Source organism: Kordiimonas laminariae (assembly GCF_023008165.1).
GTDB lineage: Bacteria > Pseudomonadota > Alphaproteobacteria > Sphingomonadales > Kordiimonadaceae > Kordiimonas > Kordiimonas laminariae.
In genome coordinates this window covers 14,970-39,649 of sequence record NZ_JAKQZA010000011.1, presented here as the reverse complement: position 1 = coordinate 39,649, position 24,680 = coordinate 14,970, and the positions used below count along the sequence as shown (strand labels likewise).

27 protein-coding genes and 1 pseudogene are annotated in these 24,680 nt (G+C 44.3%); 9 read left to right on the top strand and 19 right to left on the bottom strand.

What is annotated here, in order from left to right; genetic code table 11:
* Positions 1–2: 2 nt before the first annotated feature.
* The 6 genes and pseudogenes from MF542_RS16900 to MF542_RS17905 all read right to left on the bottom strand — a co-directional run.
* Complete coding sequence (locus MF542_RS16900; RefSeq protein WP_247021649.1) at positions 3–500, bottom strand: chloramphenicol phosphotransferase CPT family protein; 498 nt, start codon at positions 498–500, stop codon at positions 3–5.
* Between the two features lie 3 nt (positions 501–503).
* Positions 504–974 (bottom strand): DUF1178 family protein, encoded by a 471-nt coding sequence (locus MF542_RS16895; RefSeq protein WP_247021647.1) that lies wholly within the window; start codon positions 972–974, stop codon positions 504–506.
* Between the two features lie 6 nt (positions 975–980).
* Positions 981–1,793 carry a carbon-nitrogen hydrolase family protein gene (locus tag MF542_RS16890; RefSeq protein WP_247021645.1) on the bottom strand — a complete coding sequence of 271 codons (813 nt, stop codon included), beginning with the start codon at positions 1,791–1,793 and terminating at the stop codon, positions 981–983.
* A gap of 5 nt (positions 1,794–1,798) precedes the next feature.
* The gene (gene grxC / locus MF542_RS16885; protein ID WP_247021643.1) at positions 1,799–2,053 is read right to left on the bottom strand and encodes a glutaredoxin 3; all 255 of its coding nucleotides are present in this window, start codon (positions 2,051–2,053) and stop codon (positions 1,799–1,801) included.
* 98 nt (positions 2,054–2,151) lie between these two features.
* Entirely contained in the window at positions 2,152–2,610 is a 459-nt protein-coding gene (locus tag MF542_RS16880) for a ComF family protein (protein ID WP_247021641.1), read from the bottom strand.
* Between the two features lie 78 nt (positions 2,611–2,688).
* Positions 2,689–2,862 (bottom strand): annotated as a pseudogene (locus MF542_RS17905) (double zinc ribbon domain-containing protein); the annotation flags it as partial.
* Between the two features lie 114 nt (positions 2,863–2,976).
* Between MF542_RS17905 and MF542_RS16875 the strand changes: the two are divergent.
* On the top strand, positions 2,977–3,807 hold the full coding sequence (locus MF542_RS16875; RefSeq protein WP_247021639.1) for a methyltransferase domain-containing protein: 831 nt from the start codon (positions 2,977–2,979) through the stop codon (positions 3,805–3,807).
* Here the strand turns inward: MF542_RS16875 and MF542_RS16870 are convergent.
* The 3 genes from MF542_RS16870 to MF542_RS16860 are packed head-to-tail and all read right to left on the bottom strand — an operon-like array spanning position 3,772 to position 5,199.
* Entirely contained in the window at positions 3,772–4,248 is a 477-nt protein-coding gene (locus tag MF542_RS16870) for a hypothetical protein (RefSeq protein ID WP_247021637.1), read from the bottom strand. The genes MF542_RS16875 and MF542_RS16870 overlap by 36 nt on opposite strands.
* A gap of 4 nt (positions 4,249–4,252) precedes the next feature.
* A complete protein-coding gene (locus tag MF542_RS16865) occupies positions 4,253–4,804 on the bottom strand; it encodes a nucleotidyltransferase family protein (protein WP_247021635.1) in 552 nt (183 codons plus the stop codon).
* Complete coding sequence (locus tag MF542_RS16860) at positions 4,801–5,199, bottom strand: (deoxy)nucleoside triphosphate pyrophosphohydrolase (RefSeq protein ID WP_343265065.1); 399 nt, start codon at positions 5,197–5,199, stop codon at positions 4,801–4,803. Before MF542_RS16860 ends, MF542_RS16865 begins: the two co-directional genes overlap by 4 nt.
* 190 nt (positions 5,200–5,389) lie before the next feature.
* Here MF542_RS16860 and MF542_RS16855 point away from each other — a divergent pair, with 190 nt between their 5' ends.
* Positions 5,390–5,566, top strand: a complete 177-nt coding sequence (locus tag MF542_RS16855) for a Flp family type IVb pilin (RefSeq protein WP_247021631.1) — start codon at positions 5,390–5,392, stop codon at positions 5,564–5,566.
* 37 nt (positions 5,567–5,603) lie between these two features.
* Here the strand turns inward: MF542_RS16855 and MF542_RS16850 are convergent, their stop codons facing one another.
* Together MF542_RS16850 and argJ are read right to left on the bottom strand one after the other, a co-directional pair.
* Complete coding sequence (locus MF542_RS16850; protein WP_247021629.1) at positions 5,604–5,846, bottom strand: hypothetical protein; 243 nt, start codon at positions 5,844–5,846, stop codon at positions 5,604–5,606.
* Positions 5,847–6,000: 154 nt separating this feature from the next.
* Positions 6,001–7,242: a bifunctional glutamate N-acetyltransferase/amino-acid acetyltransferase ArgJ gene (gene argJ / locus MF542_RS16845; RefSeq protein WP_247021627.1), complete on the bottom strand. Its 1,242-nt coding sequence runs from the start codon at positions 7,240–7,242 to the stop codon at positions 6,001–6,003.
* 266 nt (positions 7,243–7,508) lie between these two features.
* Here argJ and secA point away from each other — a divergent pair, with 266 nt between their 5' ends.
* Entirely contained in the window at positions 7,509–10,352 is a 2,844-nt protein-coding gene (secA, locus tag MF542_RS16840) for a preprotein translocase subunit SecA (RefSeq protein WP_247021625.1), read from the top strand.
* A 156-nt stretch (positions 10,353–10,508) separates the two neighbouring features.
* Positions 10,509–11,369, top strand: coding sequence for a hypothetical protein (locus MF542_RS16835; RefSeq protein ID WP_247021623.1), 861 nt, complete (start codon positions 10,509–10,511; stop codon positions 11,367–11,369).
* A gap of 66 nt (positions 11,370–11,435) precedes the next feature.
* Here MF542_RS16835 and MF542_RS16830 read toward each other — a convergent pair whose 3' ends face one another.
* Complete coding sequence (locus tag MF542_RS16830) at positions 11,436–12,098, bottom strand: DUF6058 family natural product biosynthesis protein (protein ID WP_247021621.1); 663 nt, start codon at positions 12,096–12,098, stop codon at positions 11,436–11,438.
* 515 nt (positions 12,099–12,613) lie between these two features.
* Here MF542_RS16830 and MF542_RS16825 point away from each other — a divergent pair.
* Positions 12,614–13,081, top strand: coding sequence for a c-type cytochrome (locus tag MF542_RS16825; protein ID WP_247021619.1), 468 nt, complete (start codon positions 12,614–12,616; stop codon positions 13,079–13,081).
* Between the two features lie 67 nt (positions 13,082–13,148).
* On the opposite strand, the gene MF542_RS16820 is transcribed toward MF542_RS16825, so the two are convergent.
* The gene (locus MF542_RS16820) at positions 13,149–13,601 is read right to left on the bottom strand and encodes a MerR family transcriptional regulator (protein ID WP_247021618.1); all 453 of its coding nucleotides are present in this window, start codon (positions 13,599–13,601) and stop codon (positions 13,149–13,151) included.
* A 148-nt stretch (positions 13,602–13,749) separates the two neighbouring features.
* On the opposite strand from MF542_RS16820, the gene MF542_RS16815 reads away from it, so the two are divergent.
* The 4 genes from MF542_RS16815 (at position 13,750) to MF542_RS16800 (ending at position 16,273) form a co-directional block, all read left to right on the top strand.
* On the top strand, positions 13,750–14,151 hold the full coding sequence (locus tag MF542_RS16815) for a hypothetical protein (protein ID WP_247021616.1): 402 nt from the start codon (positions 13,750–13,752) through the stop codon (positions 14,149–14,151).
* A 118-nt stretch (positions 14,152–14,269) separates the two neighbouring features.
* Entirely contained in the window at positions 14,270–15,592 is a 1,323-nt protein-coding gene (locus MF542_RS16810; RefSeq protein WP_247021614.1) for a porin, read from the top strand.
* Positions 15,593–15,612: 20 nt separating this feature from the next.
* Positions 15,613–15,915: a hypothetical protein gene (locus MF542_RS16805; protein ID WP_247021611.1), complete on the top strand. Its 303-nt coding sequence runs from the start codon at positions 15,613–15,615 to the stop codon at positions 15,913–15,915.
* Positions 15,916–15,925: 10 nt separating this feature from the next.
* Entirely contained in the window at positions 15,926–16,273 is a 348-nt protein-coding gene (locus tag MF542_RS16800; RefSeq protein WP_247021609.1) for a c-type cytochrome, read from the top strand.
* A 50-nt stretch (positions 16,274–16,323) separates the two neighbouring features.
* Here MF542_RS16800 and MF542_RS16795 read toward each other — a convergent pair whose 3' ends face one another.
* The 6 genes from MF542_RS16795 to MF542_RS16770 all read right to left on the bottom strand — a co-directional run bounded on the left by MF542_RS16795 (position 16,324) and on the right by MF542_RS16770 (position 24,370).
* On the bottom strand, positions 16,324–17,058 hold the full coding sequence (locus MF542_RS16795) for a formyltransferase family protein (protein ID WP_247021607.1): 735 nt from the start codon (positions 17,056–17,058) through the stop codon (positions 16,324–16,326).
* Between the two features lie 162 nt (positions 17,059–17,220).
* Complete coding sequence (locus MF542_RS16790; RefSeq protein ID WP_247021605.1) at positions 17,221–17,553, bottom strand: copper-binding protein; 333 nt, start codon at positions 17,551–17,553, stop codon at positions 17,221–17,223.
* A 27-nt stretch (positions 17,554–17,580) separates the two neighbouring features.
* On the bottom strand, positions 17,581–18,435 hold the full coding sequence (locus MF542_RS16785; protein ID WP_247021603.1) for a nuclear transport factor 2 family protein: 855 nt from the start codon (positions 18,433–18,435) through the stop codon (positions 17,581–17,583).
* Between the two features lie 9 nt (positions 18,436–18,444).
* Positions 18,445–21,591 carry an efflux RND transporter permease subunit gene (locus MF542_RS16780; RefSeq protein WP_247021601.1) on the bottom strand — a complete coding sequence of 1,049 codons (3,147 nt, stop codon included), beginning with the start codon at positions 21,589–21,591 and terminating at the stop codon, positions 18,445–18,447.
* A gap of 15 nt (positions 21,592–21,606) precedes the next feature.
* Positions 21,607–23,085 carry an efflux RND transporter periplasmic adaptor subunit gene (locus MF542_RS16775; protein ID WP_247021599.1) on the bottom strand — a complete coding sequence of 493 codons (1,479 nt, stop codon included), beginning with the start codon at positions 23,083–23,085 and terminating at the stop codon, positions 21,607–21,609.
* Positions 23,075–24,370: a TolC family protein gene (locus tag MF542_RS16770; RefSeq protein WP_247021597.1), complete on the bottom strand. Its 1,296-nt coding sequence runs from the start codon at positions 24,368–24,370 to the stop codon at positions 23,075–23,077. Before MF542_RS16770 ends, MF542_RS16775 begins: the two co-directional genes overlap by 11 nt.
* Positions 24,371–24,680 lie beyond the last annotated feature (310 nt).

Below are 24,680 nucleotides of genomic sequence, written 5' to 3'. Positions count from 1 at the left end.
TATCAACCAGATACCTGCATAACTATATACTCTGCACATGTCTGTGCAGAAACGTTCGTTGTGTTCACGCAAAAATCATAAGCTATACCATTATGCACCGTATGAAACTGCGATTCAGCAAGGCCGGGCCGGCGATCACCTCGAGCTTGTTCTCTTCTCTTAAGCTCTGCCAAATCACATTCAACTTTCACTGTGAATAAGGTTATGCCTCGCAGCGTTTCCTGCATTTGTTGATGTGATTTTCCACCAAGATAAACCGTATCAACAATTACATTGTGCCCTGTACTTGCCAGCGCATGAATAGACTGTGCCATTGCTTTCTTGAGATTTGGGAAATTAACGGAATTTGCGGGGATACCATAAGGTGTCATGTCCCAGAACATATCACTAGTGCAGTGTAAATATACATCATCAAACTGCTTCTGAAGTTCTTTTGCGAGCGTTGTCTTACCTGAACTGGATGTGCCATTGAGAACGACAACCACACCGGCCTCAGGCATTAGTTAAGCATCCGCCTTCTTGGGCATAGGAATTGGCAGAACGTTGATACCTTCATCCATCAGCTCAACCGTTTCTTCCTTGGTGCTTTCGCCGTAAATACCGCGTTCCTCAGATTCGCCGTAATGGATCTTACGTGCTTCTTCAGCGAAATTACTTCCAACGTCCTCAAAGTTTTTTTCCACATGCTGGCGTACACCAGTGAGAAACTTCTCTGCCTCAGCAACCATTTTACTTAACTCGCCACTATCGCCCGCAGCCATATGGTTTTGTGGCTCTTGTGCTTTAGGAACTTCTGCTTTCTGGTTACTTTTTGCAGCGACATTTGGTGCCATAGGCGCTTTTGTAATCTCAGCGCTATCGCAGAACGGACAAGTTACAAGGCCCATTTCTTTCTGCTCTTGATAAGCAGAAGATGATTTAAACCAAGCCTCAAACGTATGGCCTTCACCGCATTTCAGATCAAAAACTATCATGGTGCCTTAAAACTCGTAGGTCCTTGTATGTTTCAGAGACGGCATAATTAAGCGCGTCTCTTCAACTTTGGCAAGGTCTATATCAACGAGTGTCACCCCGGTTTCTGTCCCAGCATCAGCTAAAACTTCACCCCAAGGGTTTATTACAAGGCTGTGACCGTATGTACCACGCCCTGTTGCATGCACACCAGTTTGCGCAGCCGCCACCACATAACAGCCAGTTTCAATCGCACGCGCCTGCATAAGTGTATGCCAGTGCGCTTCACCGGTTTTCTGTGTAAAGGCAGCGGGGATCAGGAGAATATTAGCACCATTATCAGCCATATCTCGGTAAAGGTATGGGAAACGAAGATCGTAGCAAATGCTCATTCCAAGCTTCGCAAAAGATGTTTCTGCGACTACTGCTTTTTCGCCAGCTTGATAAAGCCTGCTTTCACGGTAACTTTCACCACCCGGCAAATCCACATCAAAGAGATGCAGCTTATCATAACGTGCAGCGATATCGCCCGCAGGAGAAAACAGAAAAGCACGGTTCGCAAGCTTTTCAGCGCCAACCTTAATGATCAGGGAGCCAATATGCAGCCATATCCCTAGTTCACCTGCAAGAGCAGCAAATCGCCGAACACCCTCATCTTCAGATTCCGATTTAGCTTTCGAAAGAACCGCATCCCGGTTCATTTCCATCAAGTGGGATGTTTCAGGTGTTGAGATAAATTCAGCGCCACCTGAATGCGCTTCGCGAATATAGGCCTCAATAATATCAAGATTCTGAGCAACTTCATTGCCTGAATTCAACTGAATGAGGCCTATACGAACCATTATTCTTACGCCAGCATAGTTGATAGTGCGCCTTTTGCTTCTAGAGCATAAAGGTCATCACAACCACCAACGTGCGTATCACCAATCCAAATTTGGGGAACAGTGTTCACGCCGCCAGCTTTTTTACGCATTTCTGCGCGCACATTTGGCTTCAGGTCCACATTGATTTCTTTGAATGATACACCCTTTTGCTTCAAAAGTGCTTTCGCACGGAAGCAATATGGGCACATGCTTGAACTATAAATTACTACGTTTGCCACATCAGGCTCCTTTTTACTCACATTCGCCCTTACTTAAGTGGGGTTCGAATTAAATTAAAGAGCTATCACAGGATATCAACCGAATTATCACAGAGATGTTAACCCTTCACTGGCTGTCCAACGCGGGCGAACGCCACTACACCAACTTCTAATGCCCCCGCTTTTTTAAGTGCCTTAGCGCATGATGAGGCTGTCGCACCTGTTGTAAGAACATCATCTATAAGCAGCACCCGCTTTCCTTCGATAGCAGTTCTTTTCTCTGGGGGTATTTTGAAAACGCCACCCACATTCCTGAACCGTTCTTTTCTGTTCAAACCACCTTGGCTCTCTGTTGCTCGTTTTTTCTCCAGCACAAATGCTTCAATAGGCTTTCCGGTATGTTTTGCCAAGCCTTTGGCCAATAGGATTGATTGATTAAAGCGCCGTTGAACAAAGCGGCTTTTGTGAAGAGGCACAGGCACAATGACATCATATGCGCTCCCCATAAGCGCAGTTGCCATCATCTGCGCCATAACAGGCACCACCGCACTGGTGCCGGAATGCTTTAATTGCAGCACCAAAGAACGCCCTAAATTTTCATAAAGGACAGCAGCACGCGCCCAATCGAAGTCAGGTGGTGACGCAACACAACTGGCACATAGGCTTTCATCATCAGCCTCAAATTCAAATGATAAAGCACAGCATGAACAAAAAGGTGCGGAAAGAGGCTGGAGATTTTGCCAGCACTCACTACATAGAAAGCCATGGTTCGCAACTTTCACATTGCACCCAGTGCAACGAGGAGGCAGCAGAAAATCAAGCCCTTTCATAAAGAAGCTTGATATGGTCTCTGGTATGATAAAGTTGCTTGCTTTCATTATGGTTTGACCGTAACAGCCAGGATGGCTTTCAACCAGTATAGAGTTTATTTTCAGGAACCCGTTATGCAAAACGCGTCTATGCAGATTTTTGATACCAGCCGCAAACACCAGAACCGGATGCGCGGCAATGGCATGCAAGGGGATTTTGATTTCCTTCGAGCGGAAATTGCTGACCGTATGAGTGACAGGCTTCTGGAAATTAACCGAAAATTTGAAAATATTCTTGATCTGGGTGGCGATTTCGCACGCCTTACAGGCAGAGACGCTGAACATATTATCCTAAGTGATGATCCGCTTCCTATTGAAGCAAACAGCTATGATATGATCGCATCCAACCTTTGTTTTCACTGGGCAAATGATCTAACGGGAATTCTTATTCAGTTAAACCGTGCCCTGAAACCAGATGGTCTTCTGCTAGCTTCCATGTTTGGTGGTACGACCCTACATGAACTCAGACATAGTTTCCTTGCGGCAGAGGCAGAAATAACGGGTGGCGCATCCGCGCGGATTATTCCCTTTGCGGAAGTGAAAGATGTGGGAAGTCTCCTTCAACGCGCTGGCTTCGCATTACCTGTAACCGATATGGATACTATCACCGTAACTTACGAACATCCTCTCAAGCTAATGCAGGAACTGCGCGGTATGGGCGAGGCAAACGCCCTTTTTGACAGACCAAAGAACTTCCTGCGCCGGGATGTAATGATGCGAGCCTGTGAGATTTATCAGGAACAACATTCAAACCCTGATGGCCGCATACGGGCAACATTCCAGATTCTTTATCTTACGGGCTGGCACCCGCACGAAAGCCAGCAAAAACCACTTAAACCCGGCAGCGCGCAAATGAGCTTGGCTGACGCCCTAAAGGCAGGCGGCAAACCACCTGCTAAGGAATAATCTTTTGACCTTATCAATCATATTGAAGCGGTAGATTAAAATTCGCTTTTTAAGGTTATAAAACTGAGTGCAAAAGAAACTACAAATACTTAGAAGCCAAAACCAGTACCCTGCACCATAACCTGTAACTTGACCTCGAACCACACCTCCCTCATCAAGGACAACTGTATCGACAAATAAAAAGCTTATTGCCAAACAGATCGCTAAGAAGCTGGCTATCAAAGCCTTTTTAGGCATAGCATTCATACACCACGCACATATAATCAAAGGATTAGCAAACCAACTGAATTGGTAATCCAGCCCCACTCCAGCCCAACCAAAAAGCAGCAGCACTGCTCCATGATAACTTTCTTCACCCACTATAAAACCATTCAAAAACAATGAAATTGAATACAGTAGAATACTCAGCATCAAACCATTATTTTTAAATATAATTTTCATATAATTATCCTGACACAATTCGGAGATCAGGCCAGCGTTTAAGCCAACCTTTCTTATCAAGCCGTATTTGAAACCCTTCTGGATCCCGGCTTTTCATGCTTGGTGTTATCCTAAGGATATGATTCATCAAATCATCGAACCCGAAGGGAGCAAGAAAATCCAGCTCACTTTCGTGCAATCGTACACTTACGGTTGTTGCAGTCTCGGCCCAATGTCTCAGGCCATCTTCAAGTGATATAAAAGGTTCATAGCCATGGAAATGATGCATGCGTGCCTGATTACGTACTTGCCAATCATACCCCGGCATATAAGCATTCAATTCTGCCTCACAGGCATAATCAGCCTCAGCGCTATCATCTTCCACACAAAAATAGACGACATCTATATCCGCTTCAGGAAAGCTTCTACCATCCTCATAGAAACTATCCCAAACCCGATTTCTCAGAAAACCCGCACCAATATAAGCGCCCTTCGGGCCTACCTTAGCAACAGCCTCTAGTAATTTCATAGCTGTAGGATCAGCCCATAGCAGCGCTTCCAGTTCTATATGCTTCAAAAGAAATCCCTGAGCATGGCAAGGAGCGGTAGATCAGCTGGTGGCATCGGATACTCTTTAAGCTCCCGAATTTTAACCCATTTGGTTTGCTGGCCTTCCATTGGGCGTACAAGGCCTTCCCATTTGCGGCATACAAACAGCGGCATTAGAAGGTGAAATTTTTCATAGGTGTGTGAGGCAAACGCAAACGGTGCCAAACACGCTGCTGTAATATCAATATCCAGCTCTTCCTTACATTCACGAATAAGGGCCGCTTCGGGAATTTCACCTTCTTCCACCTTACCGCCCGGAAACTCCCAAAGGCCAGCCATAGACTTGCCTTCCGGTCGCTGCGCAATAAGGATACGGCCTTCTGGATCAATAAGCGCTATAGCAGAAACAAGAACGGTTGGCAGATCAGCATCTACATTCACGAGCGGCTCTGGGCATTCATTCATAGGTAAAAGTCCAAATTTTAATCAAAAACACGCTTTAACCCCCTGTTTAGAATTAAAGCGCAGGGTGGTTCATACCTATGTAACGGTAAAGGTCAGGCAAATGAAGTGGCATAACGCACAAGCACGTTTTTTTCGTTCTTTGAGAAAAATGATACAAGATACATCGGGGGCTACGGCCATTGAATACGGCCTTATTATAGGCCTAATCGCAATTGCGCTAATTGGTGTGCTGACCACATTTACAGATTCTATGGGTACTATATTTGGTGAGGTGTCTACAGTTGCTGAAGAGAATGCCACGAACACAGAAGAAGGCCAAAGCTAGCGCACCTGAAGTTCAGTGCGCTACTGGCAGTTTTATATTATGAAAAAACAGCTTCCCGGTGTTTTTCGTGGCCGTATGCGACGGCAGCAGGACGCTTGTCAGATGTATCAGTCATCCGTTCCGCAATGATACGGCAGGCACGTCCAACTTCACTTTTCATATATTTTAGTTCGGCAATTTTCTCTTCACCGTCATCACCGTAACGGGTCAGAGCATCAGCCAACGCTTCATCGAGCTCTTTCAAAAACTTCATCTGAAGTTCTAGGTTCACAGTAGGCATAAGCTTCTCCGGCACTATACAATCTCAATCCCCTCGCTCTATCATTCAAAGGGCGTGCCAGATACTTATCTATTAAAATCAACAACTTATTTAAGCATCACTAAAAGGATGAAATTTCTACCAAGCAGCTTTTGCCCGTACCGGAATCTTTCTCCTAGCTACGATAATCTGCGTTAATTGCGATGTATCCGCTGGTTAAGTCACATGTCCAAACAGTAGCTGAAGCCTCACCAATACCCACGTTAATTTTAAAATCTATATGTTCGCCTTGCATATGAGCAGCAGCTTCGCTTTCTTCATATGAAGGCAGTACCATACCGTTTTTAGCGACTTGCTGCTTACCTATCCAAATTGCCAGTTGATCTCTATCAGCTTTTTCCCCTGCTTTTCCAACTGCCATCACCAAGCGCCCCCAATTTGGATCTTCACCCGCAACAGCGGTTTTAACAAGGGGGCTATTAGCAACAGACATCGCAATCTTGTGTGCAGCCATCTGATTTTCAGCACCTTCCACAGTGATAGTTATAAATTTAGTTGCACCTTCCCCATCCCTCACGATTTGCTGTGCCAGATCGATCATTACCTCAGCAAACATTTTTCGGAAATTATCGAGGCGCGGATCATCTGGATTATCAATAGCGCCTTCTGCACCAGCCCCTGTCGCAAAGGCTAAAACGGTATCATTTGTAGAAGTATCTCCATCCACAGTGATGCTGTTGAAACTTTTGTCGGTTGTTTCAGCCAGAATAGCCTGCAAGCAGGCCGATGTAATCGGTGCATCTGTGCATATAAAACCAAGCATAGTGGCCATATCTGGCGCGATCATGCCTGACCCCTTAGCGATTCCTGTAATGGTAATCGGCTTGCCTTCAATTTCTGTGATCCGGCTACAAGCTTTAGGGAAAGTATCTGTTGTCATAATAGCGTTTGCGGCATCTTTCCACAGACTTGCAGACAAACCACCATGGATACGAGTTAGAAATTTTTTAAACGGTGATACATCCAGTATTTCACCGATAACACCCGTTGAGGCTATCATCACTTCTTCGGGAGCACAGCCTTCAATTTCAGCGGCAATTTCAGCAGTTTTTCGAGTTGCGACAGCACCTTTTTCCCCCGTAAATGCATTTGCATTTCCCGCGTTCACCACCAACAATCGAGCTGTGCCTTTTGTAGCTTTCAGTGCAGATTTCGACCAGTCAACTGGTGCCGCAGGCATCTTGGTTTTGGTAAATACACCAGCCGCCGCTGTACCCTCTTTAAAGCGCATCAAAAGCAAGTCTGGCCGCCCTTTATAGCGCAACCCTGCAGCTACAGCGCCAAGCTCAACCCCTGCAACATTTTTAAGCTGAGGAAACTGTTGCGGAGCAAGCGGTGAAAGAGGCAAAGAGGACATATTGAATCACTTTCCAAGCAAAAGGGTGGGCGCTGTTTGCACCCCACTATAGTTAGCCTGTTTTCTATAATGAAGAGCCAAATGGCATTTTTTAAGGCGTAATTCATGTGATTAGTTGACAGACCCTTGCCTGATACTTATCTGTGCGTCTAATTCGGCAGTTTTATCTGCTCTTTATAATTACTGTTTTTATGTGCTTATTCTTGTCGCTCGCACTGAATCAAAAAAAGCGGATGAAAGAATAAGAACGCACCGGGAATTTACTTATGTTGGGACTTGGCAAGATTGCGAAAAAACTCTTTGGTTCAGCGAATGATAGATATCTCGCTAAACTGCAGCCAAAAGTTGATGCCATCAACGCACTTGAGCCAGAAATGGAACAACTGTCTGATGATGCGCTGAAAGCCAAAACTCAAGAATTCCGTGATCGTCTGGAGGCTGGTACAAAACTTGACGATCTTCTTGTCGAAGCCTTTGCCGTAGTTCGCGAAGCAGCTAAACGTACACTAGGCCAGCGCCACTATGATGTTCAGCTTATCGGCGGTATGGTGCTTAATGACAGCAGCATCGCAGAGATGAAAACAGGTGAAGGTAAAACACTTGTTGCTACACTCGCGGCCTATCTGAACGCTCTTCCAGGCAACGGCGTACACGTTATTACTGTGAATGACTATCTGGCAGAACGTGACGCGGATACCATGTCTCAGGTATACGGCTTCCTTGGCCTGACAACAGGAGTGATTATCCCAAACAAGTCCGATGATGAACGTCGTGAGGCTTATGCTGCGGACATCACATACGGTACGAACAATGAATTTGGTTTCGATTACCTACGAGATAACAGCTCAAAATATTACCGTTCTGAGATGGTGCAACGCGATTTCGCATTCGCGATTGTCGATGAGGTGGACTCCATCCTTGTAGATGAAGCCCGTACACCGTTGATTATTTCTGGCCCAACAGAAGATAAATCAGAGCTTTATCTGGCTATCAATGAGATCATGAAAGGTCTTGAAGAAGCCGATTATGAAAAAGACGAAAAGTCTAAATCTGTTTCCCTTACAGAAGAAGGTACCGAGCGCCTTGAGAAAGTGCTGGCTGATGCTGGTCTGCTGAAGTCTGAAAACCTTTACGACTACGAAAATACAGCTGTTGTGCACCACATGGATCAGGCTCTTAAAGCCCACACCATGTTTGAGCGCGATACAGACTATATCGTGAACGGCGGCAAGGTTATCATCATTGATGAATTTACAGGCCGTATGATGGATGGCCGCCGTTATTCTGGAGGCCTGCACCAAGCGCTGGAAGCTAAAGAAAATGTAGCAATCCAGCCAGAGAACCAAACACTGGCTTCCATCACATTCCAAAATTATTTCCGCATGTATCCGAAACTTGCAGGTATGACAGGTACAGCGGCAACAGAGGCTGAAGAATTTGGCGATATTTACCGTCTCGGCGTCGTAGAAATTCCAACCAACCTACCAATCGCTCGCGTTGACGAGCATGACGAATTCTACCGCACAGCTAAAGAAAAGTTTGATGCAATCCTCAAGGATATTGAAGATGCACAGAAACGCGGCCAGCCAGTTCTTGTTGGTACTGTTTCTATTGAAAAATCAGAAGTGCTTTCCGATTTCCTTAAGAAGAAAAAAATCAAGCACGAAGTACTGAATGCGCGCCATCACGAGCGTGAAGCTTCCATCGTTGGGCAAGCAGGCCGTTTCGGTGCTGTAACCATCGCAACCAACATGGCAGGCCGTGGTACTGATATCCAGCTTGGCGGTAATGCGGATATGCGTATTGCAGACGAAACACAAGGCATTGAAGACGAAGCGCAGATCGCAAAGATTGAAGAAAAAATCCGTGCGGAAGTAGCTGAAGAAAAGACAAAGGTTCTAGAGGCTGGCGGTCTTTACATCATTGCGACAGAGCGTCACGAAAGCCGCCGTATTGATAACCAACTGCGTGGCCGTGCCGGTCGTCAGGGTGATCCTGGTCGCACAAAATTCTTCTTATCCCTCCATGACGACCTGATGCGCATCTTTGGCCCTGAGCGTATGGATAGCATGTTGGTTCGCCTTGGTATTGAAGAAGGTGAAGCGATTATTCACCCATGGATCAATAAAGCGATTGAGAAAGCCCAGCAGAAGGTTGAGGCACGCAACTATGATATCCGTAAGAACCTCGTGAAGTTCGACGATGTGATGAATGACCAGCGTACGGTTATTTATGATCAGCGCCGCGAGATTATGGATTCTGAAGACGTTGCTGAAACACTTACGGATATGCGCGCTGATGTTGTACATCACCTTGTAGAAAAACGTATTCCTCCAAAATCCTATCCTGAACAGTGGGACATGGAAGGCCTACAAGAAGATGTTGTAACAATTCTTGGCCTTCAGAACGTATCTGTTCTTGAATGGGCGAAAGAAGAAGGTGTTGATGATAGTACACTCATTGAACGCCTTGAAGAAGCCGCCACTGCACAAAACACAGATAAGGTTGAACGCTACGGCAAGGAAATCTGGTCCAGCATCGAAAAGAGCCTTCTTCTGCAGGTAGTAGATCAGGAATGGAAAGAACACCTTCAGAATCTGGAACATCTTCGCCAAGGTGTTGGCCTACGTGCTTACGGTCAGCGTGATCCGCTGAATGAATATAAAACAGAAGCTTTCAATCTATTTGAAGGCCTTCTTTACCACACACGGGAAAGTGCCGTGCAGCTGCTTGCCCGCGTTGAAATGGCGCCGCAAACAGAAGCACCAGATTTCGCACCACAAACACCAACAGAAATGCATGAACAGCACCTAGATCCAATCACTGGTGAGAATGAAATGGAACAAGCCGGTTTTGGCTTTGATCCAAATGACGCTTCCACATGGGAAGGTACTGTACCAAGGAATGCACCTTGCCCATGCGGTTCAGGTAAAAAATACAAGCACTGCCACGGAGATATGGGAGGCGCACCATTTGCAACTCCAACAGCGGCAGGCGCTGCGGGTGCTGCAGCGGCCGCAGGACCAGATGTTTTCTCTGGCGTTGGCCGTAACGATCCATGCCCATGCGGCTCTGGCAAGAAATTCAAACACTGCCACGGCGCAATATAGCACCGTTAAGTTTTCGAGAAAAAGCGGGCTTAAGCCCGCTTTTTTTATTGCGTAAAAACTGCTCCACATAAAATGAACGCTTTATGAACATCCGCCTCAGGATCAGGCAACCCTCGTTTGTGCATAGTTGATTCACAACAGCGAAGGAGTTGGACAATGTTCCTAGAGACAAACATACAAAAGACAGCAGCTATAGCAGCCTTAGCCCTAACAGGCGCTTTAGCCCCTGCGCATGCAAACGACGGCAACGGTAATTACTACAACGAGCGCTACACAGAAGTAGCACCAGCTATCAATCCACATGATCCAGCTTTCAGGCATTCTCATCCTGTTAAGGTATACATCAACCTTGATAGCCGGAAACGTGGTGCAAAGCGTATTGCCTTTTCTGGGCAGACCATCAACAAAGTGCGCTACGGTCTTCCCGGCTATGCGATCCTTGTTGATCACCCTAGAGAGGCTGACATGGTTATCCGCGCACGCCTACAGGATTACGATTTAAACTTCCGTGTTATTGATGTGGATAGCAAAGATAAAAAATACAAAAAGAGCCGCCGCTATACAGGTGGCCGGTGTGGAGCGCACTACAAAGCCTACTACACAAAGGTAAAAGAAAAAGGCGAAGCGTATGCAAACTATAATATCCGTGTTCGCATTGATGGCCAAGCCACATACCGTGACCATGTTCGTATCCGGTCTGCCGAGAACTTCAGCTATGGTAGAGACCTGAGAGCAAGAACAAACTGTGGTGTGCAGCCAACAAACCATTATCCATCTAACGGTGTTGCTGAGCTATTCTATAAATCTGGCCCTGATTATAAAAACCATGTGGCGAGAGAAATCCGGGAAGAAGCTGCAAGAGATTTAGGTCGTGAAATTACTCGGCAAATCCACCGCTATAGCAACGATTATTACGTTGGCTTAGCGAGCCGCCTGAGCCACCAGAACTATAACTACAGCTATAACGATGATGATTATAGCTACAACAGAAGAAGCAACAGACGGGTTTATCAATAACCCTATTTCGCTCCTTCGCACTGAATGCCGGCACACTTGTGACCGGCATTTTTTATTTGGCAAATATTACTGAAAGTATTTTGCTCTAACCGCATCGATATACTGCCCACGAGAGCTTCTCTCCCGTTCATGAGGTGCAAACTCGGCAGATACTGCGTCCAGGGTATCAACAGCTTTCTCAAGTTCAGTAAGCTCTATTTCTGAAAATGCCTCGCTGATCAGCAGATATTTAATCTTTGCGATCATGACTTCCTTTAAAGCAATTTCGCGCGCGGAAGCCGTTTTTGTACACAAACCATATGTACCATCAAGATAGTGTTGCCACTCACTGGCGATAAACGCCTCAAAAGCTTCTCCACCAGCCTCACCATCTTTTCTGAAATATTCAGCCATTCCAAAATCAGCAGCCCGGTGTTCCTCAAGCGTCACTTTATAAATACTTCTAAAACGTTCTTTTTCTTCTATGGCCAACTCATCCCAGGGCTTGTTTTTTTCAAGGAGAGCTGCTGCTTTTTCCACATGAGAATAAGGGTAATACCCTTTACTTTCACTGTGGTTATGTTGCCCGAAAATTGATGAAACCTCATAGGTTTGTTCAAGTCTGTATGCAGCGTGCGGTAAACACCCCGCTTCAATCATTTCAATCAACCGCGCATCAGAAATCCCCGAACGAACCGCAACATCTTCCAGGGTTAAATAATTTGATTTTATATAAAGTGCACTATCCATTTTAAACTCACTTTGTTCACTTTATGTTCTTATCATTTTATAGAAAAAAAGCAAGAAAAAAGCGCCTGTCATATGACAGGCGCTTAATAAATTTCTTTGCTATTTTAACGACTTACTCGAAAGCATCCTTTATGAAACATTAGATCATGTTCACTAAAATAAAATCATTTATTTTTAATATGTTATGAGCATATTCATAATTGAACAGTTCACTATAAGACCTGTTGGTGGCTACTCTTTGACTTGACAGAGAGTAGCCACCAACAGGTTACCCTCCATGCCAATACCAACTACTAGTAACCTAGCCACTAGATCATATTCGTTTTTCAATAACATTGAGAAATGCACCAAACTAACTAGAAATCTTTTTGCCTTTTCATCATCAATAATGTGTTCGTCAATCTGCTGATAGATCATGCTGTTTAGCATTGCAGTTTATCTATTGCCCTTCCAGTTGGAGGAAGTTTTAACTTACCAGCAATAGTGTATTAATTGTCGCGCAGGAAAATTGGAAAATGTCTGTAAATAAAGTTGTCATACTTACCACAATACTTTTTGGTTTATCTTACCTTGACGTTTCTGCGACTGATCTTGAACCAGATTACAAATTAGAGCCTGAGAACAGAAACTCGGTTCTTATTGGTAAAAAAATATACACATCACAATGTGCGGCGTGTCATGGAGTTCAGCTTGAGGGACAACCTAACTGGCGACAAAGAAAACCTAATGGAAAGCTCCCCGCTCCCCCTCACAATGCGTCAGGTCATACCTGGCATCATCCAACTGCAATGTTGTTTGCTATGACGAAGTATGGGCCCGGAGCATTGATCCAAAACCCTGCCTATAAAACAGATATGCCAGCATACAATAATGTTCTGTCTGACGAGGAAATATTGGCGGTGTTATCATATATCAAAAGCCAATGGCCGATTGAAGTGCGTGAACGCCACGATAGAATTGATGAACGCTATAATCAAAATTAGTTATTTATGGAATAGGCCCAAACATTATAAAATTTGGGCCTGACGTCTGCGATGTATTGGTAGTTCTCTATATGAGATTTAAGTCATTAACAGACTGAATGTTATTCAAATTTCCTTCTGTGGGTACCTTCACCATCAACTCCAGAATGGTACAAGACGTTTCCTCATCATCAGAACATGAATTTGCTACTTCATGTAATCTTTCATAGGCAGTTGTTAATCGCCTAATTTTATCTTCCAGCTGTTTAAGATGAGCAATAGTGAATTCTTTGAATAAGACATTACTGCGCTCTGCTCCATCTAACATTCCAAGCAAATCTTTGCATTGCGCTATGCTAAAACCAAAATCTCTAGCACTTTTGATCAGCATTAAAGTCTGAATATCTTTTTCACGGAAATAACGAAATCCATTGTCACTTCGAAGAGGAGTCACTAATCCTATATCTTCATAATATCGGATAGTTTTCTGGGGTAAGCCAACTCTATCGGCAACTTCCCCAATACGTATAGCGGTAGTCATTCCACATCCTTCATATCAAGATGTGAATACCTAGAAACCTGCTGGTACTATACCGAACTTACTAGATTTGAACAGCCTTTTTAAATTTGACATAAATCAAGCTATCCCAGCTATACTATTGTATAGTACCTCTATGGAGTGAAAAGATTTGGACCTGCTTAAACATATACTGCTTATTTTATTGATTGTCGCAATTTCTGTGGCTTCAAAAGCTATGTATGTTGAGCAAGAACATATATTTAGCTCCTCAGAAGAGGTCGTCTGTACTAGCTCTCCTGACAATATATTTAATTTATTAGATCTTTCATCTTCAGCGGACAGTAAAACAATATTGCCTGAAAGAGTATGTGGACACTTTTCGACAGAACAGGAGCATTTCGCAGGTATTCACCTTTTTGATACTATTCATATAGTGTCCTTTTTTCTATTTCCTGAAACTATTGCAATTCCAACTCCTGTAACCAAAAAAATGTTGGATAAAATTGTAGAGCCTTGGCTCTATTCGATATTCCCTGAAACTCTCTCACCGCCCCCAAAAACACAGAGCTAAGGCTCTGTGCCCTGTCCTCCTAATCTGTGAATATCTAGAAACCTGAACTCACAAGGCCGGGGCCGACAGCCTTTCAAACAAAACACCTATTTATCATTGTATTTTGTGGAGAAAAGCTATGAAGGCTCTTTCTTACTGGGGCGTTGCTGTGTCTTTAATGACCACCGTAAGCGCTGTAGCACTTACACCCCCCACCTTTGCGCAAGACGCAAATCCGGAAGTTTTGGCGGAAAAGCTAAAGTTACTTGAATTGGAAATTGAGAAGCTAAAACAACAGCTTCAAAAAACCGAACAAAAGGCTGAAAAAGGCGAGAAGATAGCGAAAAAGGCTAATTCTAAAGTTGCTTACTTGGAAGAAAAATCAGAGACAATTCGCCCAAGTAGCTGGCACCTCGCTGGTTACGCTGACGTTGGCATTGAAGTAAGCAACGGCGAAAACTCAGATACCTTCACTAGCGGCAAATTCAATCCAGCCTTTCACTTCCAATATAAGGATCTCATCTTATTTGAGTCTGAGTTGGAAATCAGCACCAGCAATACCGGTGAAACCGAAATTGATGTCGAATATAGCCAATTGGACTTCTTGCTACATGACAATGCTGTTTTAGTAGCAGGTAAATTTCTTAGTCCAGTAGGTCAATTTCAAGAACGTTTACACCCCAGCTGGATCAACAGAGCTGTCAATGCACCTGCAGGTTTCGGCCATGGTGGTATCCAACCACTTAGCGAGGTTGGATTAATGCTTAGAGGCGGGGTCCCTATAGGTAACAAACTCTTCACCTATTCCGTCGCAATTGGCAATGGCCCAAGAACCGGACATGATGGGGTAGAGCTTGAAGGATTTGGCCGAGACGATAACTCAAATAAGGGACTTAGCGGTCGCTTTGCCTTCTTCCCAGTTGATGAATTTGAAATTGGTGCTTCATTTCTTACCGCCAAAGTACTTGAAGAAGACGCCGATGGCGAAAGCTTAATTGCTGCATCGATAGAAGGTGGAAGTGAAGATCCAACGAATTCAACATCACGTCCCTACAACCTCTGGGGCGCCGACTTTGCATATACCCGTGGTAACTGGGATATTCGCGGTGAATACCTCAACGCTAAGTTAGAACGAGATGGACCAAACAACGCTAGTGTTTCGGAACCAATCAATGATCTCAAATGGGAAGCATGGTACGCACAAGCTGCTTACCGACTTTCTGGCCTCACCAATTCAACATTTATCGACAAACTGGAACCAGTGGTTCGTTATGGTCGCTTCACTGCAGAAGGCGATCATGAAATGGAAGATGAGCTTAGCGAGAAGAGATTCAATCTGGGACTGAACTATTGGGCAACGCCTTCAGTGGTCGTCAAAACTGGCTTGGAATTCCGAAGTTATCTTGCAGAGCATCGTGAAGATGACACTCGTCTACAGTTACTCATGTCTTATGGCTTTTAAGTGTATAAAGGAGAAACATTATGCGTAAATATGGGAAAACAATATCTTATCTGACAGCAGTCGCTCTGGTTACACTTGTAGGCCTGGGCAGTGCTGGGGCAGCACAAACAAAGGCCAAGCCCAAAAAGCCGGACCCACAGCAAATCGCAAGAGGTGCAAAGGCCTGGGCAAAAACGTGTGCTCGTTGCCACAATATGCGGAGCGTAAAAGATAACTCCGACGAGGAATGGCATGTAGACGTAACACACATGCGTGTTAGAGCAAATATCCCGGGCAACGTCGCTAGAGATATAGAAGCATTTCTCAGAGCCAGCAATAAGTAGGGAGCAGATTATGTCATTATCGACGATTACCACTTCCATGTTATTGCTCGCCTCAAATACGGCAATCAATATAGAGAAGCCTCTTGATCTTACTAATGGTCAAGAACGATATGAGGAAACTTGTATTGCGTGTCATGGTGAAAAAGGAAAGCCAACGATGCCAGGCATTCCAGATTTCACTTCCAAGAAAAGCCCTTTGAAAAAAACTGACGCTATTCTGTTTCAAAACATAACAGAAGGGCTTGAGCGTCCGGATGCTGACTTAGCGATGCCTCCGCTTGGCGGCAATCCAGAGCTCACTGAAAAGGATGTAAAAGACATTATAGGATATATGAGAAAAACATTTCTCAAAAAGTAACCTCATCTGGCAAGAGCTACGGCTCTTGCCTACCTGTTCTAAAGGTACTCTCAGTTTAATTCTATTGAGAAAAAAGCAGATACTGGAATAACAATAAAGCCATCCACAATTGTGATAGCAACTAAATCGTTGGATTTATAAATAAGTGTACCCGGTGGTTCACCATTTTCACATTCAACAACTTCAGCATGTGTGACACGCCAGTATTTTCCAGCAAAAAAAACGATCACACCAAAATGACCAAATGCCTTTATTTTAGCCGCAATATTTCTTCCGCTGCTGGTCCATTCTATCAATCGTTCCGTTAGATCTGGCACAGCTAACCCTTGCTGAGGTATTTGCGGAACGGCACGTTCATAGTAAGTTGACAAATCACCTAACAATTGCTCGACGAGAATCGATGCAGCTAAATACATTTTAATCGACAAACTATTTAACGTTTCTGATGATGATAGATTGATAGGCTGTTGCAGAATAATATCACCGCTATCAAACATACTAGAGAGCTTATGAAGAGTAAGACCTGCCGCATGGGGTATATCTTTTATAAGATACGGAAGAGGTGTTGGCCCTCTTCCTTCAGGCAGAAGGCTGGTATGTAAGTTTACACCATACTTCAACATATCAATAGACGGAATCTTGAACGGATATTCCGCAACAAAAAACATTTCCACGCCTTCGTTTACATAGGCTATCAGCTCTTCTGTAGACGGATGTTTATAGTGTATGGGGATATTAAATTTCTGGGCCAAACGTTTAATTTGTTCAGAAAAATCATTTTCCATTCCCGTATATATCGCATCAATCGTGTGCCCGCATTGAATAAACACGTTCACACAGGACGATAATAAGTCTGTACCAAAATATACGATTCTCAAAACTGAAGCTGTTTCTATATCAGTAAAGTTAGGGCCAGTAGGCCCTAACCAAAAAACTATGTGTTAGATTTAGTGCATCATGACTTTTTTAATGATGTATAATCCATCTGGACCAGGCTCAATTGAGATCATCAACTCCTGACCTTCTTTGATCAAATCAAGTTTGACTTCTTTTGCCACCCTGAAATCCATCGTCATAGCAGGCCAACCCAACTGTTTAATTGGGCCGTGAGAGACATTAATTTTTCTCTCCGATCTCTTAATTTTATTGACCTTAGCGTGAACCATAGCAGATTGTTTTTGTTGATTTTTCTTGGAATGCGAGTGCCCACCGTCAGCATAAACCACCGGCGAATAGACACCAATAACCGTTGCCATAAGGAGCAATTTAAAAAACTTCATAAGTAAATCCTTTCATAAAACCTAAAGTTAGTTTCTGTGTGGCCGTGATGACCAATGGGCATGCACGATTTTCCAACTGCTATCAGACCTGAAGAGCACTAACGTCTCAGTGCTATCAAATTGCTTCTGTTCACCTTTAACTGAGAAGCTCAACAAGGAACGGGTTGCAACGGATGCGATCGCCCCATGCTCAGTAATTTCCTGAGAAAGAACAGTGCGTCTGGCTGCTTTAAGCATTGCCATTTCTGGTTTAAGATGGTCATTTAAATAAACATCAAGTGAAGGTTCTTTTGCGCCATTTTCAAAGATGATGGCTTGTCTATCAAAGGCATTTGAAACTTCCAGAAAACGATCACTGTGTAGTGCCGTTTGAAACTGAACAACAAACTCTTTCACTGAATCTGAGCTACTCGTGCTATTCATCCCTGAAGATGTATCTTTTAAAGTTTCATTGTTAGACGGAAAGAACGGTGTTCCTCCATAGAACAATCCAAACCCTTCGATACTGGCGACGATGACCAAAGCACCAACGAAGAAAGAACTGGCTGCTTGTTGCACACTCACTTTTTTTCCGTGAGGAAATAAGAATGCAAAGACAACAGCTGCAACAAGTGCAAATGTTGCTGTTCCAATATACGAGGAAATTTGTGCGTGGGTATTACTCACGCCTTGCAGTTCACTTGGGCCTATAAGCCAAAAACATGCTCCTGATATACCAGCCAAAACACCTGCCCAGAGAAGCCATTTTGCGACACCACCCATTTGTTCGCTGTGTTTTTTCCTAAGGTAATCAACCATAAAAAACACAGTAGATGTAATGATAAGGATAGCCGCAATATGCGCTAAAAGAGCATGTAACTTCCAAAACAACAGATTAGTCATTGCTGCCCCCTATTTCTGATTTATTGCTTGAGTTTCGACAACAGTTTCCCGAGACTTCCACAATAAATAGGCAGCAGGAATAACCAGCAGCGTTAGTATTGTAGCGCTAATCATGCCACCAACCATTGGTGCCGCAATCCTCCGCATCACCTCGGAGCCAGTGCCTGTACCCAACATAATTGGCAGCAAACCTGCGATGATAACAGCAACCGTCATCATGATTGGCCTAACTCTGAGAAGTGCACCATCAACAACAGCCTTAGCCAGATCAGATCTGGTTAGCTCTCGACCTTCTTTTTCAACTGTTTTTTGAACGCGCTCCCAGGCCTGATTGAGATAGACGATCATCAGCACACCAATTTCAACGGCAACACCGGCCAATGCGATAAAGCCTACGCCAACAGCAACTGATAGATTGTAATCAAGCCAATATAAGAGCCAGATACCGCCTACGAGCGATAGAGGTAATGTACCCATAATGATGAGAACAGATGTTAGATTTTTGAAGTTGATAAACAACAAAAGTAAGATGATAATCAGTGTAACAGGAACCACTACACTCAGCTTTTCTTTTGCCCTTTCCATATATTCATATTGGCCGGACCATGCGATTGAATAACCAGCGGGAAGTTCAATGTTATTTTCAACAACTTCTTTCGCTTTTTTTACATAACTGCCGATGTCAACGCCGGAAATATCTACATAAATCCAACCGTTCAAACGAGCATTCTCGCTACGAATAACACCTGGGCCACCACTAACGGTAATATCTGCAACTTGGCCAAGCGGAATATGTCCCCCCATTGGTGTGACAATAGGGAGAGACCTTAAACGATCAAGAGAATCTCTGTAATCGCGAGGATAGCGCAAATTGACGGGGTAGCGCTCAAGACCTTCAACGCTTTCAGTAACTGACATACCGCCAATTGCTGTGCGAATGACATCTTGAACATCTGCTATATTCAGCCCATATCGTGCGGCTTTCACTCTATCAATATCGGTATTGATATAGCGCCCGCCAGTTACCCGCTCTGCATAAACCGAAGCAGTGCCAGGTACATCTTTCATAACAGCTTCAATGTCCTGACCGATTTGACTGATAACTTCTAGATCAGGACCGGCTACCTTGATACCAACTGGTGTTTTAATTCCAGTTGCTAGCATATCAATGCGGTTTTTGATTGGCATGATCCATACGTTGGTTAAGCTAGGAACACTGACCAATTGGTTGAGCTCAGCCTTCAATTTCTCTGTGGTCATTCCTTTACGCCACTCGCTGCGCGGCTTAAGCTTAATTGTCGTCTCAATCATCGTGAGAGGAGCAGGGTCTGTAGCACTTTCAGCTCTGCCTGCTTTTCCGTAGACAACCTCCACTTCAGGAATAGTCTTAATCAGTTTATTGGTTTGTTGGACAATCTGCGCCGCTTTACCAGCAGAGATAGCGGGATAGGCACTCGGCATATACAGCAAATCGCCCTCATCAAGATCCGGCATAAACTCGCCACCAATCTTGCTGAGAGGATAATATGCACTTGCCATGATCAACAACGTAATCACGACCATCATTTTAGGGTATTTCAGCACAGCGCCAATGAACGGCTTATAGATTGCCATTAACCCTCGGTTGATAGGGTTTTTGTGCTCTGGAACGATTTTACCCCGGATAAAATACCCCATTAAAACGGGAACAATAGTAATAGAGAGAGCTGAAGCTGCCGCCATTGCATATGTTTTGGTGAATGCTAGAGGATGGAATAACCTTCCTTCCTGCGCTTCCAATGCAAAAATCGGCACAAAACTTAGCGTAATAATCAGTAGAGAGAAAAATAGTGGTGGCCCTACTTCTACAGCAGCCTTTGAGACAACCTCCCATCTATTTTCTGATGTTATCTCCTCTTCTTCCATATGTTTATGGAAGTTTTCAATCATAACAATTGTTGCATCTACCATTGCCCCGATAGCAATAGCTATACCGCCAAGAGACATAATGTTGGCATTAATACCTTGACTATTCATAACGATAATTGCGGCCAAAATACCTACTGGCAGGCTTAACACCACAACAAGAGATGACCTTAAGTGGAAAAGGAAAACTGCACATACTAAAGCAACAACAAGAAACTCTTCGATCAGCTTTTCATTCAGCGTTTCAACAGCGCGATTTATAAGTGAAGAACGGTCATAGGTTTCAACGATTTCAACACCTTCTGGTAGACTCTTCTTTAAAGTTTCTAACTTTTCTTTCACCAAATCAATTGTTGAGAGCGCATTTTCACCCCAACGCATGATGATCACACCACCGACGGCTTCGCCTTCACCATTGAGTTCTCCAATACCTCTGCGAAGCTCTGGCCCCATACGAATTTCAGCAATATCTTTTAATAGGACGGGGGTACCATTGGGTGACAAACTGACAGGGATTGCTTCAAGATCAGCAATTTCATCAATGTAGCCTGAAGCTCTAACCATATATTCTGCTTCGGCCATCTCAATAACACGACCACCAGTTTCCTGATTGCCCATCTTGATCGCCATTTTTACCTTATTGAGGGGAATGTCGTAGGCACGTAGTCTCGCAGGGTTCACCACAACCTGATACTGCTTAACCATGCCTCCAATCGTAGCAACTTCGGAGACACCCTCTACCGTTTGTAGCTCATACTTCAGAAACCAATCCTGAATACTACGCAACTGGGCTAGATCATGCTTGCCACTCCTGTCGATAAGAGCATATTGATAGACCCAACCAACCCCTGTTGCGTCAGGTCCCAGTGCTGATCGTGCTCCAGCTGGGAGAGTTGGCGCTACTTGGCTTAGATACTCCAGTACCCGCGATCTTGCCCAGTATAGATCTGTACCGTCTTCAAAGATGATATATACATACGAGTCATTGAAGAACGAATACCCCCGAACCGTCGTCGCCCCAGGTACAGAGAGCATTGCCGTGGTTAGAGGATAAGTTACTTGATCTTCTACAACTTGCGGAGCTTGCCCAGGGTACGTTGTCTTAATAATTACCTGTACATCCGACAGATCAGGTATTGCATCCAAAGGGGTCTTGGAAAGCGAATAAGCCCCCCACCCAGTAAACAATAGGGTCAATATCACAACCAGAAAACGGTTGGAAATTGACCATTTAATAATATTAGCAATCATTTCCGTCTCCGTTTCCTACATTTTCGATGCGCTAGTGATTTCAAACATGCCTTCTGAATTCTTTCGAAGTTCAAAGTGCATCATGTCACCAACGCTGAATTGGGAGAGATCCACAGAATTGGAAACCGTGAAGTCCATGGTCATTTCTGGCCACCCCAAAGAGGTAATTGGTTGATGTGTAAGGTTAACGGTATGTTTGCCGGTAATAGAATTTACTGTGCCCATGCCGTGATGGGTTTCCATTTCCATCTCATGGGCTAAATTATCCTCAGATTCTGTCCCAGCATCTAGAAGGCGGAGGAATGAGCTATTAATACTCGCTTCGGAGTCAATAAGGAACTGACCCGAGGTAACGACAGTTTCGCCACTTTGCAGACCAGCTTTAATCTCCAGTCTATCGCCAGATTCTCGACCAACTAAAACTTCAGCCGGACGAAATTTATTGTCTTCGACAGCGATAATCACTCTGTCATTTTTACCTGTTCTGATCAAAGCTTCACGAGGAATAGTTAAGACATTCTCAAGTGGTTCGGCTTCTATTCGGATTTCACCATACATGTTAGGTTTCAATCGACCTGCAGAATTTTCAAATGCAAGTCTCACCTGAACTGTTCGGCTTTTGGGGTCCACCAAGGGGTAAACATAGTCAACTGCTCCCTGCCAGTTTTCTCCAGGAAGGAATGGCAATGTCATCTGGACATCTTGGCCTTCCTTAATCCAATCTGATTGTCCTTCAAAGACATCGACTTTCACCCAAACACTGGACAAGTCTGAAAGCGAAAACACCGTTTTACCTGGTGTAACATGCATACCTTCTCCGATATTAAGAGCTAGTATAACGCCGTCCTGTGGTGCTCTGACTTCTATCAATTGTTTGACTTTACCTGTCTGTTCCAACTGGGAAATTTGACCTTCTTCCATCCCCAGTGCTCTCAAACGTTCTTTCGCCGCAACCTTTAACGCACTTTGCTTTAGCTTAATCGCCTGAACAAACTCAGTTTGAGCATTAACTAATTCTGGAGAATACAACTCGAAAATTAGTTCATCCTTTTGTACCCATTCACCTACGGCCTTGCGGTACAATTTTTCAACCCAGCCCGCTGAACGTACATGGACATGTGAACTTAAATCTTCATTTGGTGTAATATAGCCAACGGTATCAACTTCTCGGGCTAAATCTTCTAGGCCGATTTTTTCAGTACGAACACCAATGTTGTTAATTACAGCAGCACTAATCTTGAGTGCATTTGGGTCATCTGCCCCAGCTTCCTCACCCTCATATACAGGTATGAGATCCATACCCATTGGGGATTTACCAGGATTGTCACTGCGGAAATTTTTATCCATGGGTGCCACCCAATATAAAATTTCCTTTTCCTTCGAATTTGAAGGACCAGACTGCCCAGTGTCGCCAAACATATCGCGCCCAATAAAACCAAGGCCTAGCCCTACACTAAGTGCAATTGTAGATGTCAGAAGAATTTTACGCATCATTTTCACCTTCTAAAAACAGGAGTTGTGCCTGAGCTTTAAATCGATCAGCCTTAAGGCGAATTATTTTGAGTTCGGTGTCTAGTTCTGCCAATCTCGAACGAACAAGTTCAGGAAAGTCTGTCACACCACTTTGATAGGAATTTAGGCTTGCTTCTCGTGTATCTTTGGCACGTACAAGGACCACAGACTGATAGAGTTTTATCCTTTCATCCAATTGTTCCCAGTCTGCGCGAGCCACCTGTAATTGCTTACGCAACTCCAAAAGCACCGTATCTTTTGAAAAGCGATTGGCTTGACGGGCTTTTTTAGCGGCTTGAACTCTTTTATCTTGTCTTTTTTCAGTGAATAAAGGGAGGTCCATAGTAACTCCGACAGAGGCAAAATCCGTTCTATCGCCTCCTCTGGCCCCATATCCAGCATTGATGGTCCAACCTGGCTTGTATGATTCCCCTGCGATTGAAACATCCTTGTCTGCCGCTTCAATCATCGCGCTTCGCAGTTTTGCAGCAGGATGGCTAATTAATGTTTCAAGGACAGCAGTCGGGTCGCTTGGATGCCTCAACCCAGGAGGGGACGATGGGATTTGTGCACTGAATGCTTTGTTTCCAATTCTACGGGCCAACTTAGCGCGCAACATAGCGGTCTGTCGTTCAATATTGACAAGACGGTCGTCTAGAATGCTGATCTCCAGTTCAGCTCTAAGGATATCTTGAGAAGTTTGCCTGCCGGAAGAGAATACCGATTGTATTACAGTTAGTAGTTCTTTTACTGCGGTACGGCTTTCCTGAATCTTTGATTTTGCGCCACTGAGATAGCTCAGTTCTAACCAAATCATACGAGTATCCAGGACTACTTCACGTTCACGAAGTGCTTGCTTATGCCTTTCACCTTTTGCCTGAGCATTGCGTTTTTCACGACGAAATTTGAGAGTATTCCCTTTTGGAAAGGACTGACTTACCCCAACTTGAATTTGGGTCATAGGCTCCTGAGAATAGCTAAAACTATCCAAAGGCCAGTTTGCAAAGTTTAGCCGCACTTTAGGGTCCGCTAACTGACTATCTGCGATACCAGCCTGTTCGTATGAAGAAGCCATTTCTTCCGGTTGCCGGAGGTAAGGGTCATCAGAAGTCAGGGCCAGCCTAACAGCCTCATCGATCGTGAGTACAATATTGATTTCATTTTGTATCTGATGTTGCGCTTCTTCATATGCGAAAACATCCGATGTAACGACGCTTGGCAGGGTCGCTAATAAGACGGCTAACGAAGCCGACGATGGTTTTATCATTACTATGTCCTTGGGTATATTGGGAATATACGACTGACGCAAACGAGATGCGTTTCAGCAATCGGTTATCCAACTCGGAAAACTGACTAGGACAGGAAACGTGGAGGCGGTGTATTTAGACTGTTAGCTGCTGAACGGGCAAAATCAGAGGAGAGGAGTGAGGAATCTCGCAGATTAAACTCTGAGCATAAGTCGATCTTATTATATGGCATAATACCAAGAGCACTTAAATTGATGCAGCAAGAAATCTCACAAGGCGTTTGAAGGTAATTGTCATGTCGAGTGTCATCTGAACCATTTATAGGTTCCA